General features: G+C 70.4%; 18 protein-coding genes. 9 read left to right on the plus strand and 9 right to left on the minus strand.

Annotated features, from left to right (window positions below; translation table 11 throughout):
• Positions 1 to 7 precede the first annotated feature (7 nt).
• The 4 genes from D0T12_RS05495 to D0T12_RS05510 all read left to right on the plus strand — a co-directional run bounded on the left by D0T12_RS05495 (position 8) and on the right by D0T12_RS05510 (position 4,196).
• Positions 8 to 424, plus strand: coding sequence for a hypothetical protein (locus D0T12_RS05495; protein WP_117398236.1), 417 nt, complete (start codon positions 8 to 10; stop codon positions 422 to 424).
• A gap of 261 nt (positions 425 to 685) precedes the next feature.
• Complete coding sequence (locus D0T12_RS05500; protein ID WP_117398238.1) at positions 686 to 1,435, plus strand: DUF6193 family natural product biosynthesis protein; 750 nt, start codon at positions 686 to 688, stop codon at positions 1,433 to 1,435.
• Positions 1,436 to 1,932: 497 nt separating this feature from the next.
• Positions 1,933 to 3,681 (plus strand): WD40 repeat domain-containing protein, encoded by a 1,749-nt coding sequence (locus D0T12_RS05505; RefSeq protein WP_158581419.1) that lies wholly within the window; start codon positions 1,933 to 1,935, stop codon positions 3,679 to 3,681.
• A gap of 38 nt (positions 3,682 to 3,719) precedes the next feature.
• Positions 3,720 to 4,196, plus strand: coding sequence for a hypothetical protein (locus D0T12_RS05510; protein WP_117398242.1), 477 nt, complete (start codon positions 3,720 to 3,722; stop codon positions 4,194 to 4,196).
• Between the two features lie 10 nt (positions 4,197 to 4,206).
• Here the strand turns inward: D0T12_RS05510 and D0T12_RS05515 are convergent, their stop codons facing one another.
• Both D0T12_RS05515 and D0T12_RS05520 read right to left on the minus strand, forming a co-directional pair.
• On the minus strand, positions 4,207 to 5,430 hold the full coding sequence (locus D0T12_RS05515) for an RNA polymerase sigma factor (protein ID WP_117398244.1): 1,224 nt from the start codon (positions 5,428 to 5,430) through the stop codon (positions 4,207 to 4,209).
• Positions 5,430 to 5,768: a YciI family protein gene (locus tag D0T12_RS05520; RefSeq protein ID WP_117398246.1), complete on the minus strand. Its 339-nt coding sequence runs from the start codon at positions 5,766 to 5,768 to the stop codon at positions 5,430 to 5,432. The genes D0T12_RS05515 and D0T12_RS05520 overlap by 1 nt, the downstream gene beginning before the upstream one ends.
• Before the next feature lie 546 nt (positions 5,769 to 6,314).
• Between D0T12_RS05520 and D0T12_RS05525 the strand changes: the two genes are divergently transcribed.
• Together D0T12_RS05525 and D0T12_RS05530 are read left to right on the plus strand one after the other, a co-directional pair.
• Entirely contained in the window at positions 6,315 to 7,466 is a 1,152-nt protein-coding gene (locus tag D0T12_RS05525) for an MFS transporter (protein WP_158581420.1), read from the plus strand.
• A 52-nt stretch (positions 7,467 to 7,518) separates the two neighbouring features.
• A complete protein-coding gene (locus D0T12_RS05530) occupies positions 7,519 to 10,605 on the plus strand; it encodes an AfsR/SARP family transcriptional regulator (RefSeq protein ID WP_147339404.1) in 3,087 nt (1,028 codons plus the stop codon).
• 246 nt (positions 10,606 to 10,851) lie between these two features.
• Here the strand turns inward: D0T12_RS05530 and D0T12_RS05535 are convergent, their stop codons facing one another.
• The gene (locus D0T12_RS05535) at positions 10,852 to 12,255 is read right to left on the minus strand and encodes an amidase family protein (protein ID WP_158581421.1); all 1,404 of its coding nucleotides are present in this window, start codon (positions 12,253 to 12,255) and stop codon (positions 10,852 to 10,854) included.
• Between the two features lie 58 nt (positions 12,256 to 12,313).
• Positions 12,314 to 12,907: a TetR/AcrR family transcriptional regulator gene (locus D0T12_RS05540; protein WP_117398254.1), complete on the minus strand. Its 594-nt coding sequence runs from the start codon at positions 12,905 to 12,907 to the stop codon at positions 12,314 to 12,316.
• Between the two features lie 109 nt (positions 12,908 to 13,016).
• Here D0T12_RS05540 and D0T12_RS05545 point away from each other — a divergent pair, with 109 nt between their 5' ends.
• Positions 13,017 to 14,627, plus strand: a complete 1,611-nt coding sequence (locus D0T12_RS05545) for an MDR family MFS transporter (protein ID WP_233525858.1) — start codon at positions 13,017 to 13,019, stop codon at positions 14,625 to 14,627.
• Positions 14,628 to 14,722: 95 nt separating this feature from the next.
• Positions 14,723 to 16,234, plus strand: coding sequence for an outer membrane protein assembly factor BamB family protein (locus D0T12_RS05550; RefSeq protein ID WP_117398257.1), 1,512 nt, complete (start codon positions 14,723 to 14,725; stop codon positions 16,232 to 16,234).
• Positions 16,235 to 16,275: 41 nt separating this feature from the next.
• On the opposite strand, the gene D0T12_RS05555 is transcribed toward D0T12_RS05550, so the two are convergent.
• The 5 genes from D0T12_RS05555 to D0T12_RS05580 form a co-directional block, all read right to left on the minus strand.
• Positions 16,276 to 16,947, minus strand: coding sequence for a SecDF P1 head subdomain-containing protein (locus D0T12_RS05555; RefSeq protein ID WP_117398258.1), 672 nt, complete (start codon positions 16,945 to 16,947; stop codon positions 16,276 to 16,278).
• A 536-nt stretch (positions 16,948 to 17,483) separates the two neighbouring features.
• Positions 17,484 to 18,548: a 2-oxoacid:ferredoxin oxidoreductase subunit beta gene (locus D0T12_RS05565; protein ID WP_117398927.1), complete on the minus strand. Its 1,065-nt coding sequence runs from the start codon at positions 18,546 to 18,548 to the stop codon at positions 17,484 to 17,486.
• 46 nt (positions 18,549 to 18,594) lie between these two features.
• On the minus strand, positions 18,595 to 20,436 hold the full coding sequence (locus tag D0T12_RS05570) for a 2-oxoacid:acceptor oxidoreductase subunit alpha (RefSeq protein ID WP_117398260.1): 1,842 nt from the start codon (positions 20,434 to 20,436) through the stop codon (positions 18,595 to 18,597).
• A gap of 528 nt (positions 20,437 to 20,964) precedes the next feature.
• Positions 20,965 to 22,185 (minus strand): LolA-like protein, encoded by a 1,221-nt coding sequence (locus D0T12_RS05575; RefSeq protein WP_147339406.1) that lies wholly within the window; start codon positions 22,183 to 22,185, stop codon positions 20,965 to 20,967.
• Positions 22,186 to 22,914: 729 nt separating this feature from the next.
• Complete coding sequence (locus tag D0T12_RS05580; protein ID WP_233525859.1) at positions 22,915 to 23,994, minus strand: hypothetical protein; 1,080 nt, start codon at positions 23,992 to 23,994, stop codon at positions 22,915 to 22,917.
• Positions 23,995 to 24,354: 360 nt separating this feature from the next.
• Between D0T12_RS05580 and D0T12_RS05585 the strand changes: the two genes are divergently transcribed.
• Positions 24,355 to 24,726 (plus strand): NADH-quinone oxidoreductase subunit A, encoded by a 372-nt coding sequence (locus D0T12_RS05585; protein WP_233525860.1) that lies wholly within the window; start codon positions 24,355 to 24,357, stop codon positions 24,724 to 24,726.
• Positions 24,727 to 24,788 lie beyond the last annotated feature (62 nt).

Here is a 24,788-nt window from a genome sequence, read left to right on the forward strand (position 1 = left end):
ACAACGGATGGGTTCGATCGAAGCATGCGACAGCGCGGCGGGGCGTTCGGGGTTGAGCGATGCCGATCGGCGTCAGTTGCTCCATCTCGACGCCTTGCGTCGCGGTGCCGCCGATGACCCTGCGGGCGCGGATACCGCTGGTGAGCTCTGGCGGGTGGCGTGGGCGAGCGGGACGGACCTCGATTCGAGGCTGGTCCTCAAGTTGCAGGTCGGGTCGATGGAAACGGTTGCCTGGGGCGAGGTCGGGGATCGTCCGCTGATAGCGGTTGGCGCCCGCGTCCTGGACGATGCCGTGTTCGGAATCGGCGGCCGGCTACGACTGTGGGACATGCTCTCCGGTCAGTCGCATGACCTGCCGTGCACCGAGCATGCCCGGTGCCTCGCCTTCGCGATGACGCTACAGATCGAGAAATGTCCTGGATAGCGAGGGCTGTGAGCCACGGACAGAGAGCCTGGGGTTCCATTAAATTCTACAGCGGCGACACTCGGGTTAATTTTCCGGAGCCGAACTGGAGAAGTGAGTGGCCCACAAGAACGGATAAGTTCGGCGAGGTGTCGCGACTGAGAGATGATCCGCTCTGAGAATAGCTTGGCCGCTGCGTTTGCGTCGAAGTCTAGAGTCGGCGCAGACGCAGCGGCGCGGTAGACCGCACGTGACGTTCAGACGAAAGGTAGACTCGTTGACATGGCGGCCTCGCATGCAGAGCAGGACCCAGGTTGTGAACCCGATCCCGCCTCGTGCGGTGACCTTTTCGACGAGGGCGGACTCATCGGCCGACTCGAGGAAGCCGCCGCCGCCGAAGGGATCGACCTGGGACGGCTTTTGCCCGCGTCGGCATCCATGCGACTGAGCAGCGCGTCCCTGCGGTCCGAGCGCGGAGTCTTCAAAGTGATATCCGACCCTGATGCTCGCCACTTTACCTTCTGGGTGGTCAGCCGCGATATTCGGGTGCTCGGGGGGCGTAGTGGCGAGTTGTCGCTTATCGCAAGAGTGATGGATGAGTGGCGATCGGGCCTTGCGTTGAGTCGGCTTGGGACGCGTTGGAAGTTCGTTGATGTCGATATGTATGCCGACGAACGAGAGTATGGCGATCTCGTGGCCGTCCACTGGAGGGAAATTCTTGAGGATGCCGACTTCGCGGACATACGGCCACTGCTTGTGGAGGCTCACGCCGTCCCTCGGCTGCGCAACCTCTATCCGGTCGTCAGCCATGACGACCTGTTCTTCAGTCGTTGCACTGCCCCGCCCTACGCATTGATTGAGCCACATGCTCGCCGAAGAGGCGAGAAATTCGTGGTATTGGGAAGAGGGGACGACCTGTTGACGGAGACCTCTTCCGCCCAATCGGCGATCTCCTACCTGGCGTCGATTCTTCCGGCGGGAATCGGCCCGGCGGTGATCGGTGACCAATCGAGTGTTCCGGATATTGAGTGATGTCCAGTGGGTGCTCGGCGAGTTCATCGCCGTGCGATGTGCATGGTCAGGGATTGGTGAGGCGTTGTTCGAGGAGGGATTGTTGGGCTGCACAGCGGATCAGGTCATGGAAACGGTGTCCGCCCGGCACGCCTTGGACATCGTCGACGACGGGCTGACAGCAGTGAGGACAACGGATGGGGTCGACCGAAGTATGCGACAGCGCGGCGGGGCGACCGGGTTTGAGCGATGTCGACCGGCGTCAGTTGCTTCACCTCGACGCCGTGCGTCGCGGTGCCGCCGATGACCCGGCGGGTGCGGATACCGCTGATGCGCTCTGGCGGGCGGCGTGGGCGAGCGGGACGGACCTCGATCCGAGGCTGGTCCTCAAGTTGCAGGTCGGGTCCATGGAGACCGTTGCCTGGGGCGAAGTCGGGGATCGTCCGCTGATAGCGGTTGGCGCCTGCGACCTGGACGATGCCGGGTTCGCAACCGGCGGCCGGCTACGACTGTGGGACATGCTCTCCGGTCAGTCGCATGACCTGCCGTGCACCGAGCATGCCCGGTGCCTCGCCTTCGCGATGACCGCGGAGGGGCCCGTGCTCGTCTCGGGGCACGAGGAGGGACAGCTGAGAATCTGGAATGTGTCGGACGGATCGCTGCGGAGGGTGGTGAAAACGGGCCGGGACGCCTTGTGCGGCCTTCATGCGGCGGTGTTCGGCGACCGGGCGCTGGCGGTGACCCGGGACGCGCGTGGCCGTGTCCGCCTCTGGTCGCTTCCGGACGGGAGATGGGCCGGTGAACTGGACGTCCCAGTCGCGTACACGATCCGCGGCGGCCGTCTCGCCGACGGGCGGCACGTCCTTCTGACAGCCGGGCAAGGCATGACCCTGTGGGACCTCGAACGTGGCGTCCGGCTGCCGCTGCCGCGGCGGCTACCGCAACCGAGGCGAGTCAAGGAGGTCATCCTGTTCACGTCGGGCGGCCGCGATCGTGTCGCGCTCGTCAGCGAGTCCTACGAAGTCGTCGCCTACGACTTCGCGACCGGTGCCCAGGTGAGCACACCCATAACCGCGCATGTCTGCGACAGGCCGGACGGGCTGATGCAGATTTGGGACGAACCAGGCCCCGGGGCGGACCTGTTCGCCGTGTCGGGGACGCTCGTGGTGCCGACGCCGCAACGGGTGCATTTGTGGGATCTGGAGACGTCGCAGGAACGGTACCCGCCGCTCACCGGGCCGGTCGCCCGCTCCGTGACTCGGGCGGTGAGATGGCAGGGCCGTGAACTGCTGCTCACCGGGTCGTCCTATGACGGTGTGGTGGCCCTGTGGGACCTGGATCGGCCCGTGACTCGCCCACTTGGCCACGGCCAACATGTCGTCAGCGTCTCCTTGGCCGGCGATGCCGCCGTCAGCGTCGACGCGGGCGGCACGATCGTGGCCCGCCAGGCGGCGACCGGACGACTGGTCTCTCCACCACTGGAGACCGGCATCGAGTGCACGCACGTGGTCACCACCTGGACGGACGGTCGCGACGTGCTCGCCGCGACGGGCGGCGGCTCCCGCTACGTTCCCGACGGTCACCTGCGCCGCTGGAACCTGACCACCGGAGACCGGTACGGAACACGGATCGAGGCGGATCCCACCTACCTGCACTGCATGGCCCGCGTGCGAGTGAAAGGCCAGGACGTCCTGGTCACGCTCGGCCCCGACAGGAAGATCAAACTATGGCGTCCCGCCGACGGCGCGCTGATCGCCGAAACCATGACGGGCATGTCGTCCCATGTCACCGGCTTCGCCATCGGGCACGACGAGGGCAGGCCGGTCGTGGCGGTCTCCACCAGCGGCAGGTGCGTGAGAATCCACGCTCTTGACGATCTGGCTGCTACACCGGTCATCGTGCCGGAGGCCGGTGACGACGTCGTCTTCGACATCGTCAGTCCATATATCGTCAACGGACACCGTGATCACGAATACGGCAACCCGCGGACCGTCCGTGTCTTCACCGTGTCCGGCGATCGGTTCGGGGCGGAGTTGCGCGGTACCGCCGACGTCACGGCGGTGGCGGTGCGGACCTGGCCCACGGCGTTCATCGGACGCGCGGACGGCACCGTCACCCTGACCGACCTGGAGACCGGCCGCGACCTTTGCCCCCGGCTGCTCCTGCCGAGCCGACCGAAGACACTGAACGTGACCGACGAGGGAGACCTGATCGTCGCATTCGGCAGCGACCTGGCCCGCTTCCGCCCACCCGCGAGCCGGACGTGACCATCACGCCTGCAATTCGAGCGGAGCACCGATTTCGTATGCAGCTCGAACTCGTTCCGCCGGAACGCGTTGGTCCGCTCATCATCGGGATGGACTTCGACGCCGCGCACCAGACGCTCATCGAGCTGCCCGGGTATCGCCCGCCGCCCCTCGGCCGACGAGAAGCGCTGGGCTTCGCGCACTATGAGTCCGAGCTGTCGATCTCGGTTCACGCGGAGCGGGGACGGGTCAAGGCGGTCGAGGTCTTCCGGCCTGAGGAGAGAGACGTCGTCGTCTACCAGGGGCTCTCCGTCTTCGACGTCACAGCGGATCAGGTCATGGAAACGGTGTCCGCTCGGCACGCATTGGACATCGTCGACGACGGGCTGTTCGTCGTGGCACCGGAACTCCTACTCGCCTTTTCGCGTACTCACCTTCCCGAGCGTCCCGATGATGAGGATGGACGCTATTTCTCATCCGTCCTCCTGGCGGCACCCGGTTACTACCTTGGGCCTGATGGAAACGCGATCTATTGAGATTCTGGCCTCAGGGCTCGGTGAGGCGTTGTTCTAGGAGGGTTCGTTGGGCCGAATTCGTGGTGAGGGCCAGGGCCTGCTGGTCGGCGGTGTGAGCGGCTACGAAGTCGCCTAGGGCGCGGAGGAGTTCGGCGCGGGTGGCGTGGTAGAGCGGGTAGTGGGCCAGGGCCTGTTTGTCGGTGGGGGTGAGGGCGTCCAGGGTGGTCAGTGCGTTGCGGGGCCCGCCGCCGGGGCCAGGGTGGTGGTGCAGGGCGATGGCGCGGTGGAGCCGGTGGACGGGTGAGGGCGCCAGGCCCAGCAGCATGTCGTAGAGGACGACGATCTGCGGCCAGTCGGTGTCCGCCCAGGTGGGGGCCTCGGCGTGGCAGGCGACGATGGCGGCCTGCAACTGGTAGGGGCCGGGGCGGCGGGATGCGGCGGCGCGTTCGAGGAGGTGGGTCGCGTCGGTGATCGCGTCGTGGTCCCAGCGGGCGCGGTCCTGGTCGCGGAGGGAGATGAGGTGGCCGTCCGCGGTGAAGCGGGCCGGGGTGCGGGCCTGGTGCAGGCGGATGAGCGCCAGCAGGCCGAGGACCTCGGGTTGGCGGGGGAGGAGCCACGCGAGCTGGGCCGTGAGCCATTCGGCGTCGTCGGCGAGGTCGCGGGCGTGTGGACGGTCGCCGGCCGTGGACAGGTAGCCCTCGTTGAACAGGAGGTAGATGACGGCCAGGACCTGGTTCACGCGGTCGGGCAGGTCGGCGTCCGCGGGGACGCGGTAGGGGACGCCCGCGTCGCGGATCTTCCGCTTGGCGCGGGTGATGCGCTGCCCCACGGTCGGTTCGGGGACGAGGAACGCCGCGGCGATCTGCGCGGTGGTGAGCCCGCACACGGCCCGGAGGGTGAGGGCGACCTGCGCGGCGCGCGGCAGCGTGGGATGGCAGCAGGTGAAGATCAGTTTGAGTCGGTCGTCCGGTTCGGAGTGGACGGGCCAGCGCAGGCGGGCGAGCTTCTCGCGGTGGAGTTCCCGGCGTCGCAGCACGTCCAGGCCGCGGCGGCGGGCGACGGTCAGCAGCCAGGCGTCGGGGTGGTCGGGGACGCCTTCGTCCGGCCAGCGGCGCAGCGCGGTCTCGACGGCGTCCTGCACGACGTCCTCGGCGGCGGCGAAGTCACCGAGGACGCGCACCAGGCACGCCGTCAGCCGGCCCGCGTGCTCGCGCACCACGCGGGCCAGCTCGGCGTGCGCCTCCGGGGTCTCCATCAGGTGATCGGGCGGATCTCGACGACGGGGCAGCCGGGCCACGTCCGCGCGACGGCGAGGGCCTCGTCCAGGTCGGCGACGTCGATCTCGGCGTAGCCGGAGACGACCTCCTTGCCCTCCACGAACGGCCCGTCGGTGATCAGCGCGTCGCCGCCGGTCAGCCGGAGCGTGGTCGCGGTCTCGGCGGGACGCAGATGGGCATGGTGGGTGATCATGGCCGAGTGGTCGGCGAACCAGCGGCCGACCGCCTCGAACGCCGCCTGCCGCTCCGGCTCGCTCATCGCCTCCAGGTCGCGGGCGAACTCCTCGGTCTCGGCGAACATCAGCACGTACTTCATGGCGGTTCCTTTTCCGTGGCGGCTATCGGACGGGCAGCGGACGGTGCAGGTCGATGAGGTTGTGAAGTGGGCTCCCTCACACGCTCCTGACGCGTCCGGCATCTCACCCCCTAGACGAACGGGTGGCAGGTCGATCCGACAGCTTCTCGGCTTTTCTTGCCGCCGACTGGACGGGGAGAGCGTGCCGTCCGCACGCGCGATGATTCGGTCTGCGCGTGTGGCGGTTGGGGAGGTGCGGCCGGGCGGCGGCGTCCCGAACAGTGCCGGATGTTCTTCATGTGTGGTTATGGGCGGTGCCGTGGTGGCCTGGGAGAACGTCGACGAGCGGGACGCGGGGGTCCGCTCGGACGGCATGACCACAACCCTTGACTCTGGGTGGTCAGGTAAGGGGTGGTTGGGCCTATTTGTGCTACCTTGTGGGCCACGTAGGCCTGCCCACCATGCCGAGGTTACGGGATCCGTGGACTCGCAATGGATGAACCCCTTGCTGTAAGGCCGTCTCCCCCCACAAGGGCCCCGACTTTGGCGCCACCCCCTCATCGGTGGGTGCTGGCGTTGTTCGCGGTCACCCTTGGAATGTGGGTCGGGCTTCTCGCGTCCGCGCAGGTCCTGTTGCCCAGCCAGATCGAGGCGATCGCCCCGGGGCAGAAGGTCTGGGCGATGGGTGTGGTGACCACCGTCGGCGCCGTGGCGGCGGCGCTGAGCGGGCCCTTCGTCGGCGCTCTCTCCGACCGGACCACCTGGCGGTTCGGGAAACGCCGGTCATGGGCGGTCGGCGGTTCCGGTTTATGCGCCGTCGCTCTTCTTCTCCTTCCCTGGCAGACGTCGCTCGTCGGCGTCGGCCTGTGCTGGGTGCTCGTCCACGGTGGGGTGGGCGGCATCTCCGCGGCGCTGTTCGCGGTGGTCTCGGACCGGGTCCCGGTCGACCGGCGCGGGACGGTGTTCGCCGTCGTCGGGTTCGCGCAGCCGGTCGGGCTCGTCCTCGGGACGCTGCTGGTGTCCGGTGTCTCGGTCCGGGTCGGCTACCTGCTGGTCGGTGCACTGGTCGTCGTGCTCGCGGTGCCGTACGCCCTGATCGGGCGGGACGTCCCGGTCCGGACGTCGCCCGCTCGCGGGTGGGCGCCGCACCTGGCGTCCCTCGGCCCCGACTTCGGCTGGGCCTGCGCGGGCCGGTTCGCGGCCCAGTTCGCTACGTCGCTGGCCACGGTCTATCTGCTGTATTTTCTCCGGGACGAGATCAAGGTGGGTGACCCGGCACAGGGAGTGGCCGTGCTCAGCCTGATGTTCACCGCCGGAATCGTCGTGGTCGGTCTCCTGGTCGGGCGCGCCTCCGACCGGGTCGGCCGGCGCAAGGCGTTCGTGATCTTCGCCGCGATGCTCATGGCCGCGGGTCTGACGGCCATGGGGCTGGTGTCGACCTGGGCGGTGGCCGTCGTCGCGGCCGCCGCGCTCGGCGGGGGATACGGCGCCTACCTCGCCGTCGACCAGGCGCTCGCCACGCAGCTCCTGCGCGGCGACGACGACCGGGGCAAGAACCTCGGACTGATGAACATGGCGGGGAGCAGCGCGGTCGCGATCGCGCCGGTCGTCGCCGCGGGCAGCGTCCACATCGGCGGTTACGCCGCGCTGTTCCTCTTGGCGGCCGTCGTGGCCGTCCTGGGCGGCCTGTTGGTTCAGCCGATCAAATCGGTTCCATGAAGGGCTCGTTATGAGGGGCGTCTGAGCCGTGTTCGACGGGGGTGTGGAAGACATGACAACGGAAGGTGTGTTCTTCCGGGTCCTCGGGCCGCTGGCGGTCAGCGTCGGTGGGGTCGCCGTCGCGCCGCCGCGTTCGCCCGTCCTGCAAGGGCTGCTCGGGGTGCTGCTCCTGGCACGGGGAGAGCCGTTGACGACCGGTCGGCTCACCGAGCTGGTCTGGACGGACCGCGCGGGCGAGACCAGCCGCGAGTCCGTCCACGTCGGCGTGTCACGGCTGCGCAAGTGGCTGACCCGGCTCGATTCCGGTCGGTCGTGCCGGATCGAGATCCGCTACCAGGACGGCTACCTCCTGCACTGCACGGCGGACCGCTCCGACATCGGCCGGTTCCTCTCGCTCGCCGAGGAGGCCCGCGGGCTGACCGAGCCGGACCGCCTGTACCGGACGCTGTCGTCGGCGTTCGCGGAACGTCGGGGGCCGCTCCTGGCGGGCCTGTCGCGCATCGACCGGGAGGACGCGCTCGTCCGCGGCATCGAGGAGGAGATCCGGCGGACCGCCATGGACTTCGCCGCCGCGGCCATGGAGGCGGGCACCCCGGAGGGCGCGGTCCAGGCGGTCGGCGCGCTGAGCGCGGAGCTCCCGTTCGACGAGCCGCTGCACGCCGCGCTCATCGACCTGCTGACGGCGAGCGGACGTCCGGCGGAGGCCCTTCAGACGTACCGCAGGCTCAGCGAGCATCTCTCCGCCGAACTCGGCGTCGAACCGAGCGAGGACGTCCAGCGCGCGCACCTGCGGGTCCTGTCCGCCACCCGCACGGTCGAGGAGGCGGAAGCCGACCCCGGGCCCCCGGTGCCGGTCCCGCCACCCGCCCAACTTCCGCCCGACATTCCCGACTTCACCGGCCGGAGCGCCGAGGTGGTGGAGCTGGCCGAGATCCTCATAGGAGGCGGCGGCACGCCCCCGCACCGGACGGTCGCCGTCGCCACCGTCGCGGGCATGGGCGGGGTCGGCAAGACCACGATGGCCGTGCACGTCGCCCACCAGGTGGCGAACTTCTTCCCGGACGGGCAGCTGTACGCGAACCTGCACGGCGACTCGGTGACCCCCGCCGACCCGGGGGAGCTGCTCGGCCGGTTCCTGCGCACGCTCGGCATGTCCGGGGCGGGCATCCCGCCGTCCCTGGACGAACGGGTCGCGCTCTACCGCAGCCGCCTCGCCGGGAACAAGGTCCTCGTCGTGCTCGACAACGCCGCCGACGAACGCCAGGTGCGCCCGCTGCTGCCCGGCACCGCGGACGCGGCCGTGCTCATCACCAGCCGCAACGCCCTCATCGGGCTGGAGGGCGCCAAACCGCTCAACCTCGACGTGCTGCCGTCCGCGCAGGCCGTCCAGCTGATCACCAACATCATCGGCGAGCAGCGCGTCGCGGCAGAACCGGAGGCCGCGGTGGAGATCGCCCGGCTGTGCGGTCAGGTGCCGCTGGCGGTGCGCATCGCCGCGGCCCGGCTGCTGGGCCGCGGCCACTGGACGCTGTCGCGCCTCGCCGAGATCCTGCGGGAGGAGCGCAGCCGCCTCGACGAACTCGTCGCCGGTGACCTGGAGGTGCGGGCCGGGTTCGAGATGAGCTACCGGCTGCTGCCCGCGGAGACCCGGCGCGCGTTCCGGCTGATGGGGCTGCTCGACGCCCCCGACTTCGCGTGCTGGACGGTCGCCGCCCTCCTCGAACGTCCCATGCACGAGGCGCAGGGGCATCTGGAGACGCTGATCGACGCGCACCTGGTGGGCGTCACCGGTCTGGACGCGACCGGGCAGCTCAGGTACAGGCTGCACGATCTGCTCCGCCTGTACGCGCGTGAGCTGGCCGAACGCGACGATTCCGCGCCGCAGCGCGCGGCGGCGCTGCGGCGGGCCCTCGGCGGCTGGCTGGCGCTCGCCGAGGAGGCCGCCGAGCACGTCCCCGGGCCCTGCTACGCCGCGATCCACGGCCCCGCGCCACGCTGGTCACCGCCGGGCGCCGTCACGTCACGGCTGCTCGCGGACCCGATGAAGTGGTTCGACGCCGAACGGGCCGCGCTGGTGGCCGAAGTCGGTCAGGCCTGCGAGCTGCGGCTGACGGACTACGCGTGGGACCTGGCCACGTCCATGGAGAAGTACTGCGACGTCCGCGGCCTGTACGACGACTGGCGCCACATCCACAAGGCGGCGCTGAAGCTGTGCCGGGAGACGAACAACAGGCGCGGCGCGGCCGTGGTTCTGCGCGGGCTGCTGGAGGTCACCACCTGGTCGTCCAACACCGGGTCCGCCCCGGCGATGGGCCGTATGCGCAGGCTCGCCGTCCTGCTCCTCGACCTGTTCACCGAGCAGAACGATCCGGTCGGGATCGCCGACGCGATGGTGGCGATGGTGTGGGCGCAGGTCGCCGCGGGCGAGCAGGCCGAGGCGCTGGCCATGGCGGAGCGCGCCCTCCGCGTCGCACGCGACGCGGACTACGCCGGGGGGCAGGTGCGGGCCCTGCACGTCATGGCCGTCGCCTACGGCGAGGGCAACCCGCACGACGCCCTGAAATGCGTGGAGCAGGCCCGGGTCGTCGCGGCGGAGCTCGGCAACCCGCGGCAGACCGCGACGATGGTGCAGTTCCTCGGCGCCGCCCGCGCCCTGTGCGGCGACCTCGTCGGCGGCAAGGAGCTGCTGGACGAGTCGATCATGATGGCGCGGAACCTCGGTGACCGCTATTTGGAGACGTTCTCGCTGCTCTACCTCGCCAGGCTGTTCATCGCGACCGGGGACGGCCGGGCCCGGTCGACCCTCGACCTGGCGCTCACCTATAGTCAGGCGGGCAACTTCCGCCACCACCTCGCCGACGCGCTGAGCGTGCTCGGCGAGTTGAACCTGGCGGAGGGCGACGTGCCGGAGGCCGTCGAGTGCCTCGAACGCGCGGTCAAGGTCTGGCGGACCCGCGGGTGGATCCCGTTCCTCGCCCGGACCCTGCGCACCCTCGGCGACGCGTACGCCGCCGCGGGCGACCACGAGGCGGCCCGCACCAGCTGGACGGAGGCACGCGAGCTGTTCGACCGGATCGACGACGCCGCGGGCCACTCCTCCGTGGAGGAACGGCTGACCTCCGAGGACATGATCGGCTAACAGGAAGCCTTCTTTCCGGTTAGCGATCGGTAAGGCACCCCCCGCTAGCTTCGTTGCCGTACCGGGAAACGACCCGAAATCCCGGTACGGCGAACGGTGAGCCACTTCCCCGTGGGGCCCGACTGACGCGGGGGCGCAGTTGGCCACAGGCCCCGTCGCCGGCGGGCGGCAGCCATGGCGGGCCGGGATCTCCCCTCCCGGTCCCGGCCCGCCATACCGTCGCCGTCCCGAAGTCCGGGCCGGGTCTCAGAGGCGCGGTCGCGGCAGCGGCGGCAGGACGGCCTCGATCGCCTCGCCGATGGCCAGCAGGCGCCCGTCGGACGAGTCGGGTCCGACGATCTCCAGTCCGATCGGCAGCCCGTCGCGGGACGTCCCCGACGGGATCGACAGGCACGGCAGTCCCGCGCTGCTCGACGCGTTCGTGTTGCGGATGTAGGTGAGGAAGGTGTCCACCGGCCTGCCGTTGAGTTCGACCGTGCGGTCCTCCCCGATGGGACGGTGTGGACGAGCGGGCAGCGGCGTCGTCGGCACCACGAGGGCGCTCACATCGTGCTCGGCGAAGTAGCGGGCGTAGGCCGCGCGAAGCGCCGGACGATGCACGATGAGGGCCTCCCGGTACTCGGCGCCCGACACCCAGTCCTTGTCCAGGACGGATTCGAGTGTCTCCTTGACCCGGGGGATGGCTACCTGGTCGACCAACTCCCGCAACGTCAACGGCGCGGCGTGCTGATACAGGTAGGCCGACAACTCCCGTCCCACCTCGTACAGCACCACTGGAAGGTCGACCAGTTCGTTCAGCCGCTCCAGGTCAGGAAGGTCCTGCTCCACCAACACCGCACCCCGTGCGGCGAGCACCGACAGGGCGTTCTCGGTGGCCGCAGCGACGTCGGGATCCAGATCGTCGTAGAAGAACCCACGCGGCACCCCGAGCCGCAGACCGGCCAGCTCAACGGTCCGCGGCTCAGAGTCGGCTGTACCGGGTGCGCAGATGCGGTCGATGAGGCGGACGTCCGCCACTGATCGAGCGAGCGGACCGAGGGTGTCGCGGGTGGCGGAGATGGGGATGACGCCGCGCCCGTCGTAGCGTCCGTGGGTGGGACGGAAGCCGACGCAGCCGCACAGGGCGGCGGGAATGCGGCAGGACCCCCCGGTGTCGGCGCCGATGGCGGCGGGAACGAGGCCGGCGCCGACACCGGCGGCGGTGCCACCGCTGCTGCCACCGGGAATGTGGTCGTCACCGTAGGGGTTGCGGACGATCCCGTAGGCGGGGTTGTTCCCGGTCATCCCGAACGACAGCTCGCCGAGGGCCTGCTTGCCCATGAGCGTGCCGCCCGCGTCCCGTAGCGCCCGGGCGATGGGCGCGTCGCGCCGCGGCCGCCAGGCGCGGAGGGCGGGGGTGGCGGCGGTGGTGGGCAGGTCGGCGGTGTCGACGATGTCCTTGAGCGCGAACGGCAGCCCGTACAGGGGGCCGGGCCGGTCGGTCAGCGATCGCCGGACGAGGTCGGGCTCGTGGGTGATGTAGGTGTTGAGCCGGGCGAGCCGCTCGGTCCGGTCGAGGAGCGCCTCGACGTAATCGGCGAGCTTCAGATCACCGTCGCGTAGCCGCCGGACGGCCTCGACCGCCGACAGCCAGTGCAGATCCTCCGTCACGATGCGTTCCTTTGCTGGGTCACCCGGGTGCCGGGTCAGGGGAGGGAGCCGGAAGGTCTCAGCGGTCGGAGGGCGCGGCGAGCGCGGCGGTGAACATGGTGGTGAGTCGGTCGGTGAGCTCCGCCGGGTCGGCGGCGCGCAGATCGTCGAGGCCGAGGACGCGGCGGACGGAGCCGACGCCCATGAGGACCGTGCCCGCCAGGAGCGCTCGGGCGCGGGCGTCCGGGCCGTCCAGCTGCGCGACCAGCGGCCCGACGAAGACGTCCTCCAGATGGCGGAGCAGGATCTCCTTGACCTCGGGATGTCCGGCCGACCGGTCCAGCATCCGCGAGATGGGGGTGCCGCACCGCTGGTCGGTCTGCCGGACGAAGTGCTCGGCGAGCCGGCGGGGCAGACCGTCCGGATCGCCGGCGACGACCTCGCGCAGCGTGGACTCCCCGGCCAGGACCTCGCCGAACAGCGCCGCCTTGGAACCGAAGTACCGGTTGACCAGCGCCATGTTCGCCTCGGCCCGCGCCGCGATCATGCGGACCGTGACGCCGTCGTAGCCGTGCTCGCCGAACAGGTCGCGGGCGGCGGCCAGGATGCGCCGCCGGGTCGCCTCCCGGTCGCGTTTCGGCCGGATGTGCTCGGTCTCGTCCTTGACCTGCATCGTCACATCCTGACGACCGGTCAGCCTCGGTGTCCAGCCCGGCCGGGTTGCGGAGTAAACAAGCGTCTACATAATATACATGCAAAGCACAGGTAACCATGGGGGCAGGGTGGCTCAGGCGAGCGTGGCGGCGTACGACCCGGTAGGAACCGCGCCGCGGTACACGAACCGCCAGATCTTGAAGCTCCTCTCCGGCCTGATGATGGCGATGCTGACCGCGATGCTGTCCAACTCGGTCATCGCGACGGCGCTGCCGACGATCGTCGGCGACCTCGGCGGTCAGGACAGACTGTCCTGGGTGGCGAGCGCGTCCCTGCTGACCATGACCGCGTCCACCCCGCTGTGGGGGAAGCTGTCGGACATCGCGGGCCGCAAACTGATGTTCCAGACCGCCCTGCTGCTCTTCGTGGTCGCCTCGATCGGCGCGGGGCTGTCCCAGAACATCGGCCAGCTCATCGCGGCCCGCGCTGGCCAGGGCCTCGGCGCCGGCGGCCTGTCCGCGCTCTCCCAGGTGATCCTCGGGGACGTGGTCGAGCCCCGGCAGCGTGGCCGCTACGCGGGCTTCATCGGCGCCGTGTTCGGCGTCGCGACCGTCGCCGGGCCCCTGGTCGGCGGCTTCATCGTGGACGCCGACGCGCTCGGCTGGCGCTGGTGCTTCTACGTCTGCGTGCCGCTCGCCGTCATCGCGTTCTTCGTCATCCAACGCGTCCTGACGCTGCCGAGAGTGCGCCGCGACACCCGCGTCGACGTCTTCGGCGCCGTCACGATCACCGGCGGCGCCGCCGTCCTGATGCTGCTGCTGTCCATGGGCGGCAAGCAGTTCCCGTGGCACTCCGCCTGGACGTACACGCTGGTCGGCGTCACCGTCGCGCTCCTCCTGCTCGCGGTCGTCGCCGAACGCGGCGCCCGCGACCCGATCCTGCCGCCCTGGCTGTTCCGCAACCGGACTTTCGTGCTCGCCTCACTCGGCTCGATCTGCATCGGCACGGCCATGTTCGGCGTGCTGATCTACGTCCCGCAGTACCTCCAGATCGTCAAGGGCATGAGCCCCACGGCCTCAGGCTTGATGACGCTGCCGCTGGTCATCGGCATGCTGATCACCGCCACCGGCTCCGGCCAGATCGTGACCCGGACCGGCCGCTACAAGATCTTCCCGGTGGTCGGGACGCTGTGCATCGGCATCGCGATGTTCCTGCTGTCACGGCTGCACACCGACTCCTCGAACACGCTCATCGGCGTGGACCTCGCCGTCCTCGGCATCGGCATGGGCCTGACCTTGCAGATCCTCATCCTCGCCGCGCAGAACGCCGCCGCGCCCGCCGACCTGGCGTCCACGACGTCGGGCGTCTCGTTCTTCCGCAACCTCGGCGGCGCGATGGGCGTCGCCGCCTTCGGAGCGATCCTTACGAACCGGGTCACTTCGGAAATCGCCTCCGGCTTCCGCGCCGCCGGAATTCCCGGCTCCTCCGACGACGCCCTGCGCGGTTCCCCGGCCGAGATCCAACAACTCCCCGAAACCGTCAAGGACATCGTCCGAGAAGCCTTCACCAGCTCCCTGGAAACCGTCTTCCTGGCCGGAATCCCCATCGCCGTCGTCGGCTTCCTCGCCGTCCTCGCCATGAAGGAACACCCTCTACGCGGAAAGCCGGTCACGCGGAACGACGTCCCCGAAGCCGTGCAGGACGGCGTGAGCCCGCCGGGCGGCTCCCTCAGCCGATAGTTCCGTCGTTCGGCGATTTGCCGGTAACCATGTGATCTTTACGTCTTCATGCGATACTCCCGTCGCTGGTCAGGTGGGTGGGAGGGGCGGCGGGGATGACGCGTGCGCAGAAGAAGCAGAAGAAGAGGCGACCGAGCGCGATCAGGTTCGCGGTCGTCGGGTGGGTCGCGGCGGCCGTCTGCGGGCTGCTGCTGACCCTGCTGGTCAGGGACTTCATGGCGCTCGGCGCCGAGTCCGGCGGCTCCTGCGGGACGCGGCGCGGCCCCTGCCCCAACCACTGGGGCCTGATCTTCGCCCTGTCCTTCCTTCCGCTGATGATCCTCGTACCGCTGGCCTGCTACACGCTGTACAAGGCGCGGCGCCATGCCTGGATCGCCGGACTGGTCGCGGCGGCTGTCTGCGTCTACCCCGGCTGGCTCCTGTTCGACGTCGTTCACGGGCCGACGCTGAAGTTCGCCTGGTCGGCGCCGCACGACCGGGGCTCCGACACCGACACCGAGGGCATCTGGGTCTCCGGTGACCTCGTGGTGCGGGGCACCTTCGACGGCCTCACCGCCTACGCCGCCGGAACCGGCAGGCGGGCATGGCACTCCGTCCTGCCCCGCCGCGACACCCTCTGCGCCATGACCCGGACGGCCGACCAGGGCATCGGACTGATCGCCCACGAACCCGGCTCCGGCCAGTGCGCCTCGATCAACGCGATCGACACCGCCACCGGCAGGTCGCTCTGGACCCTGACCCTCCCGGCGGGCCGCCCGTCGCTCGACAAGGAGGCCGACTCCCTCGCCATCGCCGGAACCACGGGCGTCTACCGGACGAACGACACCATCGGGGGCTTCACCGTCCGCGACGGCAAGACGCTCTGGCGGTCGGAGCACAAGCTCGACGGCTGCGCCTTTCAGTGGGTGGCCGGGACGCCCACCCAGATCCTCGTGGGGGAGCGCTGCACCCGGCCGGGTGACCCCCGCATGCCGCCGGTCGGCTTCAGCCAGTTCGTCCGCGCCCTCGACCCGGCGACCGGACGCGAGTTGTGGAAGACGGACCTCCAGGTGGTCGGCAATGCCACCGTCGACCTCGCCAACGTCGCCCCGCTGGTGGTCGCGGTGCGCGAGTCCGACACCCGGGGCAGGAAATCTCTGATGGCGTTGGACGTCCAGGGCCGCGTCACCGCGACCGTCCCCACCGACGACCCCGACCGGATCATCGACACCCACGACCGGGCGTTCGTGTCGGCGGTCCCGACCCGGAAGATCGTCGTCGCCCGCGACACCCTCGTCGCCGTCGCCCGCGCCGAAGCGGGCGGATACACCCTGGTGGGCTACCGCCTCAGCGACGGCCGCCTGCTGTGGACCAGCGAGAAAAGCCGTAACACGATCGCGGCCATCGCCTTCGACGGTACGAACGTCTTCACGCTCACGTCCCACGTGAGCACGCTTCAACTGCGCTCGTTCGACCCGTCCACGGGCAAGGAACGCACGTCGGCGGTCGTTCCGTCCCGCTGGAACGACTCCCGCGCACACATCCTCCCCGCCCCGCCCGGCCTGATGGTCGCCGCCTCCTCAGGCCGCACTCCCTACCACCCCCTAAGGCTGATCCCCCACCCCTGACCAACGCGAACGGCTCCGCCGGGAGGACGAGGCCGCCCCGCTCAACGGCCCTTGAGGGCGCGGATCAGGCGGTTGGCGGACGCGCGGTCGGGTGGGCCGGTCACGACGATCTTGCCGTCGTTGATCGCCATGTCGACTCGGGGGAGTGTGATGAGCCGGTTCCGGACGACGAAGGCGAGGTCGCGGCCGACCGTGGCGCGGGTCAGGTCGGCGAACGCGGCGCGGTCGACCGTCCTGAGGGTGACCGCGACGTCGTAGCCGCCCTGCCGCATCCGCGACTTCTGGACGCGCATGTCCGCGACCTTGTGGATCGCGATGCCCTGCGCCAACCGGTAGCACATCGGCCCCGCGCCGAACTGCCCGGTGATGCCCCGCGTCCCGGTCGGGCACTGCCCAGGCGTCGCCTGCGTGACGGGATAGATCTGGAGCGGCGCCGCCAGGGTCACCGGTCGCGTTCGCATCGAGGAGGCGATCAGCGCGCCGGTCACCGCGACGGTCGCGATCAGCAGTCCCAGCGTCAACACCATGACCAGCAGGGCCGAACGGTGCTGGTCGGCGGCCGTGGCGGGCGGCACGGCCGCGCCGTAGGGGCGGGGCCGCCGCTCCCGCAGCGCCGCCCGGTTCCGCTTCGCCTCCGCCGCCGCGCGCCGCCGCTCCGCCAACCGCTCGCGCCGCCGCGCCGCCTCCTCGGCGGCCGTGGAGGGAGGCGCCATGGGACGTGTGGTCGGCGCCGGGCCGGTGGGCTTGGTTCCCGTGGGTGGGGCCGTGGGGAGGACGGCCGTCGGTGTCACCGGTCGGCGGGCCGCGCCGGGAGGGGGGACGACGCCCGGTGGTCGCACCCGTTTGGGTGGTTGCACGGGTCCGGGTGGTTGCACGGGTCCGGGCGGCTGCATGGCGCCGGGGGGTTGCTTTGGGCCGGGGGGTTGCTTTGCGCCGGGCGGCTGTTTGGGGCCGGGCGGCTGAGTCGCCGCAGGTGGCTGGTAGGGCGGTTGGGCCGGGTCCACGGCCGGTAGGGAAGGGGGAGGCGACGCGGCGTCCTTTTTGCGCCGACGGCCCTTGTTGCGCCGCGGATTGGTCCTCATCGTCACCTCCCGGTCGCGTTGTCCCGACAGTCTTTCAGGACGCGGCGCCGTCCCGCACCGGCCCCCACACGAGAGGATTCGTGCCCTGTTCGGGGCGCCTCAATGCGGTCGCGACGAGACCGGCCCGGCCCCGGACGAACCGGGACCGGGCCGCGACGAAGGTGGCGTCAGTCGATCCGCCAGGTGTCGCCGCTGCCGAGGAGGGCGGCGAGGTCGCCCGCGCCCTGCGTCGCGGCGGCCTCGTCGAGCTGCCCCTGCATCAGCTCGTCGTAGGACGGACGGTCCACGTCGCGGAAGATGCCGATCGGGGTGTGCGTGAACGCCGGCTGGTCGAGCCGCGACAGCGCGAACGCCATCGACGGGTCGGGGTTGTGGGCGTCGTGCACGGCGATCTCGGCCGGGTCGACGTCCGCGACCCGCACGACCTCGAACGAGCCGGACGCGGACCTGCGCAGCGCCTTGTCCCGCGCGGCGCCGAACACGATCGGCTCGCCGTGTTCCAGCCGGACGGTGACGTCGTCGCGGACCGACGCGTCCTTCAACGGCTCGAACGCGTTGTCGTTGAAGATGTTGCAGTTCTGGTAGATCTCGACGAGCGCCGTCCCGCGGTGCTGCGCGGCGGCCCGCAGCACCGACTGGAGGTGCTTGCGGTCGGAGTCGATGGTCCGGGCGACGAACGTGCCCTCCGCGCCGATCGCCAGCGACAGCGGGTTGAACGGGGCGTCCAGCGAACCCATCGGCGTCGACTTGGTGATCTTGCCGAGTTCCGACGTGGGGGAGTACTGGCCCTTCGTCAGCCCGTAGATGCGGTTGTTGAACAGCAGGATCTTCAGGTTGACGTTGCGGCGCAGCGCGTGGATCAGGTGGTTGCCGCCGATGGACAGCGCGTCGCCGTCCCCCGTCACCACCCACACCGACAGGTCCGGACGGGACGTCGCGAGCCCCGTCGCGATCGCGGGCGCGCGGCCGTGGATCGAGTGGAACCCGTAGGTGTTCATGTAGTACGGGAACCGCGACGAGCAGCCGATGCCGGAGACGAACGTGATGTTCTCCCGGCGCAGCCCGAGCTCGGGCAGGAACGCCTGGACGGCCGCGAGGATCGCGTAGTCACCGCACCCGGGGCACCAGCGCACCTCCTGGTCGGTCTTGAAGTCCTTCAGGGTCTGCTTCACGTCGGTCTTCGGGACCAGCGAGAGCAGCGACCTCCCGTTCCCCTCGGCACCGCCGTTCACGGCGCCGTTCCCGTTCCCGTTCGTCGCGCCGTCTGTCGAGCCGTTGTCACTCACTGTCGATCACTTCCTGGATGACGCCCTGGAGCTCTTCGGCCTTGAAGGGCAGTCCGCGGACCTGGTTGTAGCCGATCACGTCGACGAGGAACCGGCCCCGCAGCAGCAGCGCGAGCTGGCCGAGGTTGATCTCCGGGACGACGACCTTGTCGTAGGCGCGCAGCACCTCGGCCAGGTTCGCGGGGAACGGGTTGAGGTGGCGCAGGTGGGCCTGCGCGACCGGCTGCCCGGTCGCGCGGACGCGGCGGACGGCCGCGGAGATCGCGCCGTACGTGCCGCCCCAGCCGAGCACGAGCACACGCGCCGCGCCGGACGGGTCGTCCACCGCGAGCGGGGCGATGTCGTTCGCGATCCCGTCCACCTTGGCCTGCCGGATCCGGACCATGTGGTCGTGGTTGGCGGGATCGTAGGAGATGTTGCCGGAGCCGTCGGCCTTCTCCAGGCCGCCGATCCGGTGCTCCAGGCCCTCGGTGCCGGGGACGGCCCACGGCCGGGCGAGCGTGTCGGGGTCGCGCCGGAACGGCTGGAACTCCTCGTCGGACGGCGCCGCGAAACCCGGCTCGATCTTCGGGAGGGACGCGACGTCCGGCAGCCGCCACGGCTCGGAGCCGTTGGCGAGGTAGCCGTCCGACAGCACGATGACGGGCGTGCGGTACTTCACCGCGATACGGGCCGCCTCCAACGCCGCGTCGAAGCAGTCGGACGGGGACTGCGGCGCGACGACCGGGACGGGTGCCTCGCCGTTGCGGCCGTACATGGCCTGCAACAGGTCGGCCTGCTCCGTCTTGGTCGGCATACCGGTGGAGGGCCCGGCCCGCTGCACGTCGATGACCAGCAGCGGAAGCTCGGTCGCGACGCCGAGGCCGATCGTCTCGCTCTTCAGCGCGATCCCCGGGCCGGACGTCGTGGTGACGCCGAGGGACCCGCCGAACGAGGCGCCGAGCGCGGCGCCCACGGCGGCGATCTCGTCCTCGGCCTGGAACGTTCGCACCCCGAACTTCTTGTGCTTGGAGATCTCGTGCAGGATGTCGGACGCCGGGGTGATCGGGTACGAGCCGAGGAAGATCGGCAGCCCGCTCTGCACACCGGCGGCGACCAGCCCGTACGCCAGCGCGAGGTTCCCGGTGATGTTGCGGTACAGGCCCGGTTCGTGCTCGGCGGGCTTGATCTCGTACTGCACCGAGAACGCCTCGGTCGTCTCGCCGTAGGACCAGCCCGCCTGGAACGCCGCGAGGTTCGCCTTCATGATCTCGGGCTTGGAGGCGAACTTCTTCTCCAGGAAGGAGACCGTCCCCTCGGTGGGACGGTGGTACAGCCAGGACAGCAGCCCGAGCGCGAACATGTTCTTGGCGCGTTCGGCGTCCTTCTTCGAGATGTCGAAGCCGGCGAGCGCGGTGACCGTCATCGAGGTGAGCGGCAGCGCGTGCACGCGGTACTCGGCGAGCGAGTCGTCCTCGACGGGGCTGGCCGCGTAGCCGACCTTCGCGAGGTTGCGCTTGGTGAACTCGTCGGTGTTGACGATGAGGTCCGCCCCGCGGGGGAGGTCCCCGAGGTTGGCCTTGAGGGCGGCGGGATTCATCGCGACCAGGACGTTGGGCGCGTCGCCCGGGGTGAGGATGTCGTGGTCGGCGAAGTGCAGTTGGAAGCTGGACACGCCGGGGAGGGTCCCGGCGGGGGCGCGGATTTCGGCCGGGAAGTTCGGCAACGTCGACAGGTCGTTTCCGAACGCCGCGGTCTCCTGGGTGAAGCGGTCGCCGGTCAGCTGCATGCCGTCGCCGGAGTCACCGGCGAAACGGATGATGACGCGGTCGAGCTGCTGGACCTGTTTGGTCACAGAGGAAGACCTCCTCGACGCGCAGCACCCGTCCTGGGGGAGGCACCCAGGATCGTGATGCTACTTAGGCTTACCTTCATGGTATGTCCGGGATCGGATGGTGTTATCGGGAACGGACTGCTCACCGAGACGACGGCAGGGTGGGGCCCGCGTCGTCCGTCGCTCGGTGGCCGCCGGTCATGGGAGGCATGGACCGCGGCCGCCGTTCCGCCCGTCATGTGACGTCCCGCTTCCAGGGAGGTCGTGACCCCGTAAAAGCAAGACGTATCACTTCGGTGCGGGGTTCACGCGGGTCTCGTGGATTCGGGCAGGTCCTACCCGGTGGTACGACCTGAACGGGTCCTCAGTTCACTCGGAACACAGGGAGCTGCGCTGTCGGCACAGGTCGACGTGCAGCCGTCTGACCAGCCGACGCGCAGGGATGGTCGAGGAGCCGTGGCTCCCCGGGGGCGTGAGGTTCACATCTTGAGTGTAGTCAGCCCGATTTTCCGTGGACGGCACCGCCCCGCACGTCCGAGCCGGTCCGTTCTACGGACTGGGCGGGGGCGCGGACCGCGCGGCGTCCGGTCGCGACGCCCCGGTGGGCCCCGGCGTCCGCGACTTCGCCCTGAGGACGGCACGGCGCTCACGGTCGACGAGGGAGAGCAGCTTCGGGACGTCCTTCACACCCACCGCCTCCCCGATGACGTGCGCCGTCGCCTCGTACGGGTAGGAGCCGGGGTTGTCGAGGGCCCTGCGCACCCAGCGGCGCCACAGCCCGCTCGTGACCGTGCAGCGCAGCGTCAGGGACTGGCCGGCCGTGACCGGTTCCGACGTCCGGCACGCCCCGAGCGGCCTGCCCTGGGACGTGATGGAGGCCCGCAGCGCCGCCCGCGCGCCGGACGGCACCTTGCCGGAAGGCGATGACAGTGTGGCCGGGACGCTCACGGTACAGCCGTTGGTGTTGCGGTCGCAGTTGTGGAACGTCAACCTCCCGGGTTGGAACCGCAGCCCCGGGTCGGCGGCGCCGCCGAGTCCGGCGACGCGCGGGCGCAGCTCGGCGAACAACGTCCCCGGCGCGACCACCGGCGCCGCCGCGAACCTCGGCGCGTGCCGCCCGGCGGGCCGCACGGACAGCAGCCGGTGCGGCGCGGCCTTCGACAGCAGGTAACCGGCGCCCGCCGTCTCGACCCGGTACGCCGGGACGCCGTTCACGTCCTCCGTGGGCGCCTTCGCCGACGCCCTGGTGAGCGCCTCGGTGATGGCCTTCGGGCCGAGAACGCCCGGGATGTCGAAGCCGGGTAGGGACGCTGGCGCCTTGGACCACCGTCCGGCGTAGTAGTCCGGGTGGCGCGTCTCTCCGATGTAGTCGCGCCAGAACACCGGGCCCGCCTTGAGGTAGGTGACGCCGTCGACCGCGACGACGTCCGCCCTCAGCACACCCGCCGTGAGCGTGCCCGTCGCCGAGCCCGCCGGGGTGACGCGCAGATGCGCCTGGACGGGCCTGCCGCCCACGGTCATGGTCCCGTCGTAGCGCATGCCCGTCCCGGACCTGAGCCACCGGCCCGCCGCGGCGGACCACGCGGGCGGCGCCGCGGCCCGCGTCGGCGACACCGGCCTGTCGGCCGGCTCCTCGTCGCCGGACAGCGCCACGGCCACCACCGCGCCCACGATCACCGTGACGGCCGCCGCTCCCGCCACGATCGCCAGCCGCCCCTTCCGCGTACCGGCCCACACGCCCAGACCCGACCCGACTCCCGCACCAGGCACCCGCCCGGTGCTCGGCACCGTGTTCGGCCCTGTCCCCGCTCGCGGCCCGAGAACCGGGTTCGGTCCTGTCGTTGATCCCGTTCCTGGAGCCGCTCCTGGTCCCGGCGCTCCTAGTCCTGGTCCCGGCCCTGGTGCTGGCCTTGGTCCCGGGCCCGGTCCGATAACTGGGTTCGGGCCCGTTGTTCGTCCTGTCCCTGGAGCCGCGCCCATGCCCGGCACTGCCCCTGGTCTTGGTGCTGCGTTTGGTCCCGGGCCCGGTCCGATAACTGGGTTCGGGCCCGTTGTTCGTCCCGTCTCTGAAGCCGCCCCCATGCCCGACGCTGCTCCCGCTCCTGTCCCCGGTGCTGTGGTTGGTCCCAGCTCTGGGCCCGGGCCTGGCATCGGGTTCCCGGCTCCCGTGCCCGGGGGTGGGGGCTGGAGGTAGGGCGGGAACGGGGGGCCGGCCTCGGGCGGCGGTGGGGAGTGGGCCGGTGACGGCCCGTCCTGTTCAGCGCTCACTGGGGATCACTCTGCTCACTTCCGGGGTCCGCGCATCGGACCCGACCGTCAGGCACCAGGCAGGGGATGTCGACGGCGTCCTCCCCGGGGGTAGGCCGGCGGATGCTCTGCGGCATAAGGGGAAGCCGTCGGCCGTGGAGGGCGCTCCTTGAGCATAAGGGTGCCCGGCGGTGCCACCCCCACGTCGGGGGGCGGCGCCGCCGGGCCTGTGGTGTCCGATCCGCTGTCGGGTTACTCGCTGTCGAGCCCGTTCTGCATCGCCGACACCTCTTCGGGCGTGGCGCCGATCACCTTGTAGGAGGCGTGCTTGTAGAACGTTCCGCCCGTGCCCTTGGCCCAGCTCCGCCAGGCGGCGCTGGTGACCCGGCAGCTCGCCCACTGCGGGAGGGAGCTGCTGATCGTGATCCGGGTCGTGCAGTCGCCCAGGTCACGGCCGGTCAGCGTGCCGGCGGTGATCCGGAACCGGACGTCGATCGTGACGGGCGTGTCCACGTCGTACGGCGGACGGATCTTCGCCTCGACCGTGCAGCCGGCGTCGCCGTTGCAGCCGCCGCGCTTCCACTCGGCGACCCTCGGCTGCGCCGAGCCGTTGAAGGAGTCCTTCAGCTCGCCGATGCTCGTCCGCATCTGCGAGACGATGGACGAGGCGTCGCCCGCGCTCTTCGGGGTCACGTCCACCCGCACGCGCGGGGTGGTGGCCTCGTAGCGCAGCAGCTCCGCGTCGTCCTCGTCGCTGATGTAGATGGTGGACGAGAACGTGCTGAACTTCAGCGCCTTCTCGCCCTGCCAGGTCGTCTTCAGCGGCTTGATCCGCGACGTCCGCGCGGAGCGGATCGCGCTCGCCAGCGCCGTGGGGGACAGCTGCTGCTTGAAATCGATGTTGAGTTCGTCGGCGTCCAGGCGACCCCACTGCTCACCCGAGGTGAGGTAGAACGCCTCGTCGCTGCCGGAGATCTCCCGCTTCCAGTAGGTCTGGTCGGCCTTCACGAACAGCTTGCCGTCCGTGGACAGGATGGTGACGCGGTCGCCGTTCCAGGTGACGGGTCCGGTCGCGCGGCCGCCGCGGGTGACGTTCAGCTCACCGGTCAGCGTTCCGGTGCCGCCGAGGGTGCCCTTGAGCCCGACGGCGCGGGCCGCGGACATGCTGGTCGCCGCGGCGGTCAGCTTCTCCTCCGGCGTCTTGCCGCCGTTCGCGGCGATGACGAACACCACGACGCCGATGATGACCAGGATCACCAGGCCACCGCCGAGCAGCGCCGCGATCAGCGCGCCGCCGCCACCGCGCCGCGGCGGCGGCATTCCCGGGCCCATCGGGGCGCCGGGCGGCGGCGGAAAGAACGGCGGGGGTGTTCCGGGCCCGCCGAAACCTCCGGGCGGAGGCGGTCCGCCCGGGCCTCCCACGCCCCCCGGATCACCGGGGACGCCCGGTCCGCCCGGACCTGCGGGCGGGGGTGGAGGCGGCCAGGAGGCACCGCCCGGGTTCTCCCACCCCGGTGGCGGTGGAGGGTTGCTCATCTGGTCACGTCCTTCCAGGTCAACTGACCCCAATGCCTAACCTAGTGTGCAGTAAAACCGTGACATCGCGCGCCTCCGATGTGGAGGTACATGGTCACACTCCCCCGGACGCCGTTGAGCGGGGATACTTGGTCTGACGCAGGCGAGGAGGTTTCGGTGCATAACTATTTCGACACGTATGTCGTTGTTGTCGTACTCCTCCTCGTCGGCGCGGGAATCGTCGGCGGCGGCCTCACCGCGAACCGGATGCTGCGTCCGCACCGTCCCACCGCCGAGAAGCTCACGACCTACGAGTGCGGCGTCGACCCCGTCGGGGAGAACTGGGCGCACTCGTACGTCCGGTACTACGTCTTCGCCTACCTGTACGTCGTGTTCGCCGTGGACGCGGTCTTCCTCTTCCCCTGGGCGACGGTGTTCTCCGCGCCCGGCTACGGGGCCACGACGCTCGGCGAGATGTTCGTCTTCCTCGCGTTCCTCGCCGCGGGCCTGGCCTACGCGGGCAAGAAGGGCGTGCTGTCCTGGGTCTGACCCGGTCCGGCGATCCGAGCCGGTTCGGATTGATCCGGCCGGGCCTCTGCCCAGACCGCGCG

The sequence above is a fragment of the Actinomadura spongiicola genome (assembly GCF_003432485.1).
Taxonomy (GTDB): domain Bacteria; phylum Actinomycetota; class Actinomycetes; order Streptosporangiales; family Streptosporangiaceae; genus Spirillospora; species Spirillospora spongiicola.

Coding starts and splice junctions, on each gene's coding strand:
- D0T12_RS05495 (WP_117398236.1), top strand. CDS start 8: ATGGGTTCGATCGAAGCATGCGACAGCGCGGCGGGGCGTTCGGGGTTG.
- D0T12_RS05500 (WP_117398238.1), top strand. CDS start 686: ATGGCGGCCTCGCATGCAGAGCAGGACCCAGGTTGTGAACCCGATCCC.
- D0T12_RS05505 (WP_158581419.1), top strand. CDS start 1,933: ATGCTCTCCGGTCAGTCGCATGACCTGCCGTGCACCGAGCATGCCCGG.
- D0T12_RS05510 (WP_117398242.1), top strand. CDS start 3,720: ATGCAGCTCGAACTCGTTCCGCCGGAACGCGTTGGTCCGCTCATCATC.
- D0T12_RS05515 (WP_117398244.1), bottom strand. CDS start 5,430: ATGGAGACCCCGGAGGCGCACGCCGAGCTGGCCCGCGTGGTGCGCGAG.
- D0T12_RS05520 (WP_117398246.1), bottom strand. CDS start 5,768: ATGAAGTACGTGCTGATGTTCGCCGAGACCGAGGAGTTCGCCCGCGAC.
- D0T12_RS05530 (WP_147339404.1), top strand. CDS start 7,519: ATGACAACGGAAGGTGTGTTCTTCCGGGTCCTCGGGCCGCTGGCGGTC.
- D0T12_RS05540 (WP_117398254.1), bottom strand. CDS start 12,907: ATGCAGGTCAAGGACGAGACCGAGCACATCCGGCCGAAACGCGACCGG.
- D0T12_RS05550 (WP_117398257.1), top strand. CDS start 14,723: ATGACGCGTGCGCAGAAGAAGCAGAAGAAGAGGCGACCGAGCGCGATC.
- D0T12_RS05555 (WP_117398258.1), bottom strand. CDS start 16,947: ATGGCGCCTCCCTCCACGGCCGCCGAGGAGGCGGCGCGGCGGCGCGAG.
- D0T12_RS05580 (WP_233525859.1), bottom strand. CDS start 23,994: ATGGGCCCGGGAATGCCGCCGCCGCGGCGCGGTGGCGGCGGCGCGCTG.